Origin of the sequence: Chitinophaga sp., from assembly GCF_036569125.1 — a bacterium.
Taxonomy (GTDB): domain Bacteria; phylum Bacteroidota; class Bacteroidia; order Chitinophagales; family Chitinophagaceae; genus Chitinophaga.
In genome coordinates this window covers 1-9,285 of the sequence record NZ_DATCRF010000189.1, presented here as the reverse complement: position 1 = coordinate 9,285, position 9,285 = coordinate 1, and the positions used below count along the sequence as shown (strand labels likewise).

12 protein-coding genes are annotated in these 9,285 nt (G+C 47.7%); 2 read left to right on the top strand and 10 right to left on the bottom strand.

Translation table 11 applies throughout. The features are described 5' to 3' along the window. The 3 genes from VIM87_RS06855 to VIM87_RS06845 form a co-directional block, all read right to left on the bottom strand. On the bottom strand, window positions 1-402 hold a 402-nt coding region (locus VIM87_RS06855), incomplete at its 3' end, for an FAD-binding protein (protein ID WP_331996262.1). Window positions 403-419: 17 nt separating this feature from the next. Continuing rightward, entirely contained in the window at window positions 420-1,616 is a 1,197-nt protein-coding gene (locus VIM87_RS06850; RefSeq protein ID WP_331996261.1) for a DUF1624 domain-containing protein, read from the bottom strand. A gap of 262 nt (window positions 1,617-1,878) precedes the next feature. Further along, a complete protein-coding gene (locus VIM87_RS06845; protein ID WP_331996260.1) occupies window positions 1,879-2,073 on the bottom strand; it encodes a hypothetical protein in 195 nt (64 codons plus the stop codon). Between the two features lie 192 nt (window positions 2,074-2,265). On the opposite strand from VIM87_RS06845, the gene VIM87_RS06840 reads away from it, so the two are divergent. Continuing rightward, window positions 2,266-2,976, top strand: a complete 711-nt coding sequence (locus tag VIM87_RS06840; protein WP_331996259.1) for an RNA ligase family protein — start codon at window positions 2,266-2,268, stop codon at window positions 2,974-2,976. Continuing rightward, a complete protein-coding gene (locus tag VIM87_RS06835) occupies window positions 2,945-4,063 on the top strand; it encodes an AAA family ATPase (RefSeq protein ID WP_331996258.1) in 1,119 nt (372 codons plus the stop codon). Before VIM87_RS06840 ends, VIM87_RS06835 begins: the two co-directional genes overlap by 32 nt. Before the next feature lie 18 nt (window positions 4,064-4,081). Here VIM87_RS06835 and VIM87_RS06830 read toward each other — a convergent pair whose 3' ends face one another. The 7 genes from VIM87_RS06830 to VIM87_RS06800 form a co-directional block, all read right to left on the bottom strand. Beyond that, entirely contained in the window at window positions 4,082-4,444 is a 363-nt protein-coding gene (locus VIM87_RS06830; protein ID WP_331996257.1) for a cupin domain-containing protein, read from the bottom strand. Between the two features lie 5 nt (window positions 4,445-4,449). Continuing rightward, the gene (locus tag VIM87_RS06825) at window positions 4,450-5,130 is read right to left on the bottom strand and encodes a hypothetical protein (RefSeq protein ID WP_331996256.1); all 681 of its coding nucleotides are present in this window, start codon (window positions 5,128-5,130) and stop codon (window positions 4,450-4,452) included. A gap of 140 nt (window positions 5,131-5,270) precedes the next feature. After that, a complete protein-coding gene (locus tag VIM87_RS06820) occupies window positions 5,271-6,002 on the bottom strand; it encodes a helix-turn-helix domain-containing protein (protein ID WP_331996255.1) in 732 nt (243 codons plus the stop codon). 56 nt (window positions 6,003-6,058) lie between these two features. Further along, window positions 6,059-6,997, bottom strand: a complete 939-nt coding sequence (locus VIM87_RS06815) for an AraC family transcriptional regulator (RefSeq protein ID WP_331996254.1) — start codon at window positions 6,995-6,997, stop codon at window positions 6,059-6,061. Between the two features lie 152 nt (window positions 6,998-7,149). Next, the gene (locus tag VIM87_RS06810) at window positions 7,150-7,374 is read right to left on the bottom strand and encodes a hypothetical protein (RefSeq protein ID WP_331996253.1); all 225 of its coding nucleotides are present in this window, start codon (window positions 7,372-7,374) and stop codon (window positions 7,150-7,152) included. A 216-nt stretch (window positions 7,375-7,590) separates the two neighbouring features. Next, the gene (locus tag VIM87_RS06805) at window positions 7,591-8,604 is read right to left on the bottom strand and encodes an AraC family transcriptional regulator (RefSeq protein ID WP_331996252.1); all 1,014 of its coding nucleotides are present in this window, start codon (window positions 8,602-8,604) and stop codon (window positions 7,591-7,593) included. A 151-nt stretch (window positions 8,605-8,755) separates the two neighbouring features. Further along, on the bottom strand, window positions 8,756-9,285 hold a 530-nt coding region (locus VIM87_RS06800; RefSeq protein ID WP_331996251.1), incomplete at its 5' end, for an alkaline phosphatase.

Below are 9,285 nucleotides of genomic sequence, written 5' to 3'. Positions count from 1 at the left end.
AACAGCCGTAGCCAGGTTGCCATTCCCGCTGCCCGATCCATGCGTAGCAGTAGCGCAGGCGCCTGCTATTGAAATATGTGGTAAGGATGCCAGGTTATGTAAGGCAAAACCATTCTTTTGCAGGTGAGGGCATAGCTGCCCGTAGTTAATACCACCACCTACCGTTACCGTTTGGTTTTCGGTGTCCAGGGATATTACCTGGTTCAGCTGCTGCAGGGATACTAAATGTTCCGTAGAATCAGCAATACTGTTAAAGCAATGACGGGTGCCCAGCACTCTTAAATGCGGCAGCTCCTTTACCAGCTGCTGCACCGCCGCCACTGAATCCGGACAGTGTAAGTTTTGCGTGCTGTATGTATAATTACCTGCCCAGTTGCGTAAGGTGGTATCAATATCCTGCATGTTGGTTCGTTTATCTCTTAAAGATAGCTTAACCATTGCTTTTCCCTGTGATTCCTTTTATAGGTATCGTACCATTTACATAAGGGGTACAGGCCAATGATCACCACTATCCATAAAAGGTACACAATGCCCAGGCTAAAGCCATAGTTCTTCAGCTCCGGACTGGCGGTTACCCAGTTGCTAAGGATCATATCCGTCCATTGATGGCCGGATATTTCAGCGCCTATAAAACCCAGCGCGTGTATAACCGCAATATGCACCAGGTAAAAGAACATAGGCACCCGGCCAATGACCACCAGCTTTTCCGTAAGGCCGTTCAGCGGCTTTTCCGTAAATGCCAGGAACAGGAATGCAGGACCCAGTGTAACTAAGGTATATAACAGGGATGGCGGATACTTGGTAACATTCAGGAAAGAGAGAAGCGTGAACACCGGCTTAGGCTGCGTGCTCCAGGCATTAGGATCGCCATAGATATTAATAGCGCGGATAATAATAAACAAAGCTATGGCGCCCAACCCCAGGTAGAGGAGCGTTTGTTTTCTTTTAGCCGCATCGAACTGCGGTGTGTAGAGCTTACCAAAACAATACCCCGTAGCCATAATACCTATCCAGGGCAGAATAGGATACCCCACAAACAAGCCCCTGGCGCCCAGCTGGAAATAACGCTGATCATGCAGAAAAGCCCAGAAAATGCTGCCTTCCTTATGTACGCCATCCAGCAGGTTATGCCCGAAAATAAGGGCAAGCCCGATCAGTAAAATAGCCCGCCAGGGTAAATAGATCAATGCAGATAAAGCGATCATGCTTACACCCAGCGCCCAGATCACCTGCACCAGGAACACTTTATAGGCCGGGTTGAACGTCCATTCAAAAGTTACAAAGGCAAACTCCAGCAGTACCAGCCACAGGCCACGTGTTAACAGGAAAAAGGAAAGCTCCTTTTTAGTTTTCCGTGTGCCGCTGATATAGGCCGAAGTGCCGGCCAGGAATGCAAAAACAGGCGCGCAAAAATGCGTGATCCACCTTGTAAAGAACAGGAACACCGTGGTTTGTGACAGGTCCGTGGGATCAAAAATGTAAGCGCTGCCGTGAAAGTAATCCCGTACATGGTCTAATGCCATGATGATCATTACAGTACCCCGTAGCAGGTCAATAGATTCAATACGCGTACGTTTAATGGCAGTATTCGGCAAGGCCATAGTTGTTGTGGACATATGAAAAGGCTTTAGATGGTGGCGAACATCAAACGACTTAGACCTGGTGAGTATAACGGCTGCAAGGTACAAAAAATAATAAACCACCCTTGTGGTCAGCCTTATATTGGGATTGGGGAGGGAAAAAGTATTCATCATTCCCGGCCTGCTTACCGGGAAACGGGTGCGGATGAAAATACTGCTGCTGGATGCAGGTAAGGACCTGCCTGTGAAAAAGATCAATGTTATTTTAAAAGAAGTGCCGGCGTGTATAGATAAGCGCTCAGGAAGGTTTGTCCTTGGTATTTTTGATCAGCCCTATGCCGGAGAAAAAGAAAATAGCGCCCAATAATGCAAAAATAATGATGCTTTTAACGCCCCGGGTACCTTGTGAGCCGTTTAAGAACTGAACTGCTGCTATAATTAACCCCGCCACGCCCAGCAGGGATAAAACAATACCTAAAATGCGTTTTTCCATAACTGTTTTTGGAGTGGGGTACAAATAATGTGCCGTTGCGGTTTGAAAGTGATTCTATATCTTTGCGGGGCAATCATATAAAAATTGTCAAAGCCTTGGGCCATGTAATATCATCAACATATTAAGGATCAATCACAGTCTGCTATTCTAAAGCAGGCGGGGAATCTTATTGTTGATATAAAACCTCATTACATGGCTATTTCACAAAAATACGGCCGTACCTATCATTATCCGTTTTCGCCCGGCACTACCAGTGATGACCGCATACAGCATGATTACTGGGAGCATCTGGGCAGGATACCTGAATTGGTGCATACTGAAAAGCTGGACGGGGAAAATAACTGCTTATCCCGTTTGGGTGTGTTTGCACGCTCCCATGCAGCGCCTACCACCTCTCCGTGGACGGAGAGCCTGCGGCGCTTCTGGCAAAGCATCCGGCATGACCTGGGTACGCTGGAGATCTTTCTGGAAAATCTCTACGCCGTACATTCTATTCAATATCATAACCTGGATCATCATTTTTACGTGTTTGCAGTACGCGAGCACGGGCAATGGCTTAGCTGGGAAGAAACAAAGTATTATGCAGCTATGCTTGACCTGCCGGTAGTACCGGAGATCAAAGTATTTCCTGCACCGCAGGACCGGAATGCTTTTGAGCGGGAAGTACAAAACATTGTAGCCGGCCGGGGCGCCTTTGATCCCTATGATACGCACAACGGGCAGCCAACTGTTATAGAAGGCATTGTAACCCGCAACACCGCCGCTTACCCGGCCACTGCATTTGCAGAAAATGTATTTAAATATGTTAGAAAAGGGCACGTAAAAACAGACCAGCACTGGACACGCAGCTGGAAACGGGCCCGCTTAAATTATGAAGGAGGTAAACATGTGGACGATCAGTGAGAATAAAACCTGGGATCATTTAGCCGGCACGTTTGATTGGGTAGAATGTATGGCCGCTGTGCCACAGGATGCCCGCCACCATGCAGAGGGTAACGTAGCCGTACACACGCAGATGGTATTGGATGCTTTAGCGCAGATACAGGCTTTTGAACAGCTGCAGGTACAGGAGCAGGAAATACTATGGGCCGCTGCTTTACTGCATGATGTGGAAAAATACAGCACCACGGTTACTGAGCCGGATGGCAGCATTACCGCGCATGGGCATGCCCGCAAGGGTGCGCTGAAAGCCCGGAATGTCCTGTACACAGCGGTGCCGGCCCCTTTTGAGATCCGCGAGCAGATAGTGGCATTGGTGCGTTATCATGGCCTGCCCATCTGGATCCTGGAAAAGAAAGATCCGCTGAAAGAGCTGGTGAAAGCCAGCCTGGAAGTAAACACACAGTGGCTGGCACTATTGGCCCGGGCAGATATATTGGGCCGTATTTGCACAGATCAGGCAGAGATGCTGTACCGGATAGACTGCTTTGAAGAATTTTGTAAAGAGCATGGCTGCTGGGGTATTTCCAGAACATTTGCATCATCACACGCCCGCATGCATTATTTGCAGCGGGAGGATGTGCACGTGGATTATGTGCCTTTTGAAACACCGGTCACGGAAGTGATCCTGATGAGCGGCTTGCCCGGCGCAGGAAAAGATACGTATGTAAAAAAACATTTTCCGGACCTGCCGGTAATATCGCTGGATGATATCCGTAATGAATGGGATATTGACCCTACCGATAAAACCGGCAACGGGCAGGTGATACAGGCCGCTAAAGAAAAAGCCAGGGAATATTTACGCAGGCAAACCGCCTTTGTATGGAATGCCACTAATACTACCCGGCAAATGAGAAGCCAGCTTATTGAGCTGTTCCATACGTATAAGGCCAGTGTGAAGATCGTGTATGTGGAGGCGCCGTATAAACATCTGCATCAGCAGAACCGGAACCGGGAGGCTGTTGTACCTATGAGAGTGCTTGAAAAGCTGATAGATAAGCTGGAAGTGCCCGCCTTATGGGAAGCCGCAACCGTAGTGTATCAGGTTTGATACACTACGGTTTTTATCTTACACCCATTGCAGATCCTTTACCGTTCTTTCATGATCCACATTGCCGGTATGTAAAGTAGCTTTGGGCTCTATCAGCATAATCCATACTTCCTCCCCGTTAGTACGCGGGTTATGTTCCACACCTTTGGGCACAATGATCATTTCACCTTCTTTTACTTCCACCATCTTATCGCGGAAGTGCATGAACAGCGTGCCTTTGAAAACCAGGAACATTTCATCTTCATGATCATGGCTGTGCCATACAAATTCATCCTGTACCTTGGCCAGCTTTACGTATTGGCCATTCAGCTCGCCAATGATCCTGGGCGACCATTGTTCTGTAAATAATCCGTACTTCTCTCTGATGTTTATACTATCCATGAATACTAATTTAACAGGCTTAGATCTGCACGGTAAGCCAGTGTTTCAGAAGTAATGCCGGTAATGGTGTGCAGCTTTAAAGTGCTTTCCAACCGTTGTATTTCTTCCGGCAGGCCTTCGCTTAACCCGTACAATTCAAAGTTACTAAAACCAAGCAATAAGATCAGCTGGTTAACCGGTCCGCCGTCTGTGAGCCGGTATGCCAGGAAACGGCAGTCCTGGTAGCTGCGTTTTAAGCCGGCCAGCAGTTTGGCGCCCTCATTCATATCACTTACCTCTAAGGTGAGCATCCGCAAAAATTTGGAATGCAGCAGGCTGCTGTCGCCGGTACTGAGCGTGCTTAAAAAAGCAACCTTGTATGCCAGCTTAAAATCGGCATAAGGTTCTACGTTCAGCTGGTTATCTGCCCCATCGCCGGCGGGGTTTACACGATGGTCAAAATCGCGCCAGGCATGGCCAAAGGTTGCATCCAGGAATTGCCCGTAGCGCGGGCCGGAAATAAAATACCAGCCATACCAGCTCCAGGCATCGCCATTGCTTTGGTGCCATACCAGGTGTTTTTTATAACCGGTTTCAAAAGCGGCTGTTTGCCCGTTCTTGGGCTGCCATAGCGCAAACTGCGCTATGTGCTGCTGGGCCAGTAAGGTGTTGCAAAAGAAGAATGGCAGGAAGAAGAGTACTTTCATTTTTTTAATGCAAACCTAGCCAACCGGCCCGGCGCAAAATTGTAAAAAAATGAACTGCCTTACATGCCGGTAAAATGTTTGTTAATGATATTTACTTCGTTAAAATATGCTTTGGGCAATTTGCCGGTAAAGGTTTTGAATTATTTTATCAGGTGCGACTGGTCATAAAAATTGGCCTCATAGGTGCAGTCAGTAAGGCTTTTATCCGGATGTTGTTCCCGGTAATGGATAAAGTAATTGAGCTTAATAATGTGGCACAGCGTTTTTGGGGTGGTCCCTACGAATTTTTTAAAGGAGGTATCCAGGTGTTTAACAGAAACGCCGGTTGCCTGTATTAACCGGTCTACTTTTATATTCCCTTTCTGCTGCAATATTAAGCCCACGGCAGCATTTACATAATCAAATCCTTTGCCGGCATTAAGGCCGGCCACCTGTTTGGTGAGCAGTTTTTCAAAGCGGGCGAAGGTGCGGGCAGGGTTTTCCGTGATACAATGCCGCAGGGCATCTGCCGCAGGTACATCATTTAAGGGCAGCAGCTGGCCGGTAAGCAGGTCGGCAGGGAAATTAAATAACAAAGCCAGCGTATGCGGGTAAAAGCGGATGCCGTATAACATAGCGCCTGCCTGTAATTTCAGCATATAGCTGTGCAGGTTTTGCACGGCAAAAAAAGCATCCGGCTCATAACCGCAGTTTTGCAGGGCCGGGTTTCTTTGGGCGCTATGCGGCTCCATGTGAAAAATGATCTCATGGTGCCCATCCGGTATAATATCTTCTACATACGACTGTTGAATACCTGCATCAACCCGCAGGCACCAGAACGATTTTATGAAAGGTGCTAAGGTAGCTGGAATATAGGTTTGAACAGATACCATGCAGCAAAAATACGCTTTTAGGGCTACCGGGCCATCTTTATATACCCGCCATCTTATCAGGAGGCATTACGGCGGTATTTTTTATACGATTTCAGGAAGCCGGATTTATCGGCATAGCCAACTTCATCGGCAATATCTTCCAGGCTCAGGGAAGCATTGCCCCGCATCCAGGCAGCTTTTTTCATACACTCCTCCCGTACAAATTCATGCAGGGTTTGATGGAAGGTTTCCTTAAAATATCTTTTCAGGGTCGACTGGCTCATGTTATACTTCCTGGCAAAATAGGCGAGTGTGTGCTGCTGTATATGCGGGTTCAGAAGGATCTCTTCCCGCATGGTAATGAGTGTGCCGGTATAATAGGAGGCCCGTAGCTGTTTCATACATTCCGCATCATTTAAGGATTTACGGTACAGGTTCAGCAGGTTGCTGATGCCGGTGCTAAGCTCTACCAGCAGGTTACCGCCGGATTCCTTGCTTTGCAGCATACTGGCAAGTACATCGTGTACCCGGTAATTCATTTGCCGGGGTGTAAGGCAGCAGCCTTCTTCACTGGCAGTGCGCAGGTGGGTTAGCGCTCTTTTCATATCCTCCCGGCTGGCCGCCAGCTCATCCAGCATAAGGCCGTCCGGCACAATATGGATCAGCTCAAATTCGCCTGCGCCCAGGTTAAGTTCGTGCAGGCCTGCAGGTAAGTAAAAGAAATTGAACTGGCCTGTTTGCAAAGTGCTTTCGCCATATCCTTTTATATTGCTGCTGACCGGGCCCATAATAGCCAGCTGTAATACGGCCGTGCCTACGGGGCAGCGAAAATAAGTAGTTGCCGCCTGCTCTGTAATGAAGCGCTGAATATAAATACGGTAACGTTTGTACATAAATACCTGCAGCAGCAGGTGCCCAAAATCATGTTTTGTATAGCTGGCCGTAGCCCAGCCGGCAATGAAAGGCATTAGCCTGTCGGGTACATCCGTGGGTGTACCTTTTGGAAAAATCTCCATAGATGAAAAGCTTTACCTGGCGCTGTTGTAGCCGCCCCGCCATCACAGCAGGTGTTTGGGGTGCTTTTTTAATGAGTGATCTCCCTGAAATAATTTCAACGGCCGGGAGACAGCGCTGGTGTGGTTAAAGATCCTATCGTTTGTTATTGCTGTTATTTGGCTTCCTGCTGATGATACATTTGCTCTAATGCAGCCAGGAACAGCTTTCCCACAGCATCCCGGAAAAACTGTTCAGTGGCTTCCTGTGCAGATGGGTTATAATGTTCCATACTACTAAGGATTTTCTGCATGGCCGGGGTAATGGCGCCGCTGCCTAATACAGTAGCGGCATTCAGATCAGCAGCAGGCCCTTGCGGAACTACAGGCTTTTTGTGCATAGGCTGATAGTATTAGTTTGCTCAACAATACAAATAGCATGAGAAATAAGATCCAGGGAAAAACGAGTAATAAATGATACGGTATTATTCTGTGTTTGTTTAATGGTAATTTTGAGTGACTTCCTTCGCCTGAACAAATTTCTTTAAATCAATTGTTACCTGCTTGTAGTATTTAAGGAGAATGACTTGTAATTTTTACCAACAGGCGGTGTGTTTTCATTGTACATCCTTGTCTGTACTGCCTTTTGCCCTTTTTTGGTATTCAGTTGGCGTAAGGCCTGTTTGTTTTTTAAAGGTGTTGGCGAAATAGGCCGCATCTGAATAGCCTACGGTATATGCCACATCAATAATGGTCATTTTCCCATCTGCCAGCAGCATGCAGGCCTTTTTCATACGTTGATCCTGTATGAAGGATTTAATGGTTTGCTGATGCACTTTCTTGAACTCTTTTTCCATTACCTGCAGCTGCAGGCCCATCTTGCCAGCCAGCTGCCCTATCATTAGCGGGTTTTCCAGGTTCTCTGTAATATAGCTGGCCAGCTGCCGCATTTCTTTTTCATACCGGTTGCCATTCACTACGGCCAGCTGCTGGCGATCGTCCAGGGCATGCAGGTATAACAGCATCAGGTCATTGATGCGGGCCTGGTAATACAGCTTCCGGCGGTGCCCCTGCAGCTCGCAATGCTTTATTTTTCCGATCTGGTCCAGGGCCTGCAGGCTTAAGGGGCAGGTGCCGGCATTACTGCCTTTGGGAGCAGCCTGCTCCAGCTGCTGGAGCTGCTCACTTAAAGCAGAGCCGTTCTGTGAAAAATTAGACAGGTAATTTGCTGAAAGACCCACCTGGAAAGATTCATAATAACCTTTGGAAAACAGGGCCATATTGCCTTTGCCGGCAGGTACATAAAAGAACTGTATTGCATTTTCACGAAGCAGCACGTCGCCAAAACCGCTTAATACAGTAGGTACTGAACCTGACAGCATGCAGTGCAGCACACCCAGCGGCTCCAGGGCTACAGGGTATATACGTACCATTTTAGATATAAAGAATTGCGCCTGCTGAACGATCCATTCTCCATTTTCGATCATTTGCCGTAGCACAGTACCAAAAGGGCCCTGCAGGCATTCCGTATAGGTAGCACCCGGTAAACGGTGCTGCTGGTAATGTTTAGGGATCTCATTGCTCACAGAGGTATATGCCGCCGTTTTACTTGAAACGTGGTATTGCATCATGTGCATTAATTGAAGGGTCAAAAATAGAGGCGAAGTTCCTGGTCGTTATATCCCTTCTATGCTATGTACTTGTGGTGCAGGTGTAAGATGAGAGTTCTTGCCGCAATAATTTTGCAGTAAGCACAATATTTATTGTCTGTATTAGCTGAGTTTACTTACGCGCTGATAGTATTTTCATGATCTTTTCAAAAAGTGCTGTATTCTCGTATACACCCCGGAAGTCCAGGGAATGCGGGCCATAGGCAAAAACCGGCACCATTACAGCCGTATGGTCATTGGTGCTGAAATGGCCGCTTACATATCCCTTTTGTATATCGCCGCTTAACAGGCTCAGTCCACCGGTTTCATGATCTGCTGTTACAATCACCAGTGTTTCGCCATTGCTATCTGCAAACTCCATGGCAGCGCCTATTGCCTTGTCAAAATCCATCATCTCCGTAACATTATAGGGCACATTGTTGGCATGGCCGCCCGCATCTATCTGCGCGCCTTCTGCCATCACAAAAAAGCCGTTCTTGTTATCCTGCAAAGTATGCAGGGTCTTTTGTAAGGAGCGGGTCAGGAAATCACCGCGGCCTTTTAATACGGGTACCACGGCGCTATCGTCCAGCAACAGCCATTTGCGGCCTGTTATGTTGTCCAGTTCTGCAAAGCGCGGGTAAATGGAAAACCCTTTTTGCT

What these genes read in the sequence shown, in the direction of transcription:
- VIM87_RS06845 (WP_331996260.1), bottom strand. Translation starts at nt 2,073, where the DNA reads ATGGAAAAACGCATTTTAGGTATTGTTTTATCCCTGCTGGGCGTGGCG.
- VIM87_RS06810 (WP_331996253.1), bottom strand. Translation starts at nt 7,374, where the DNA reads ATGCACAAAAAGCCTGTAGTTCCGCAAGGGCCTGCTGCTGATCTGAAT.
- VIM87_RS06815 (WP_331996254.1), bottom strand. Translation starts at nt 6,997, where the DNA reads ATGGAGATTTTTCCAAAAGGTACACCCACGGATGTACCCGACAGGCTA.
- VIM87_RS06850 (WP_331996261.1), bottom strand. Translation starts at nt 1,616, where the DNA reads ATGTCCACAACAACTATGGCCTTGCCGAATACTGCCATTAAACGTACG.
- VIM87_RS06830 (WP_331996257.1), bottom strand. Translation starts at nt 4,444, where the DNA reads ATGGATAGTATAAACATCAGAGAGAAGTACGGATTATTTACAGAACAA.
- VIM87_RS06805 (WP_331996252.1), bottom strand. Translation starts at nt 8,604, where the DNA reads ATGATGCAATACCACGTTTCAAGTAAAACGGCGGCATATACCTCTGTG.
- VIM87_RS06835 (WP_331996258.1), top strand. Translation starts at nt 2,945, where the DNA reads ATGAAGGAGGTAAACATGTGGACGATCAGTGAGAATAAAACCTGGGAT.
- VIM87_RS06840 (WP_331996259.1), top strand. Translation starts at nt 2,266, where the DNA reads ATGGCTATTTCACAAAAATACGGCCGTACCTATCATTATCCGTTTTCG.
- VIM87_RS06820 (WP_331996255.1), bottom strand. Translation starts at nt 6,002, where the DNA reads ATGGTATCTGTTCAAACCTATATTCCAGCTACCTTAGCACCTTTCATA.
- VIM87_RS06825 (WP_331996256.1), bottom strand. Translation starts at nt 5,130, where the DNA reads ATGAAAGTACTCTTCTTCCTGCCATTCTTCTTTTGCAACACCTTACTG.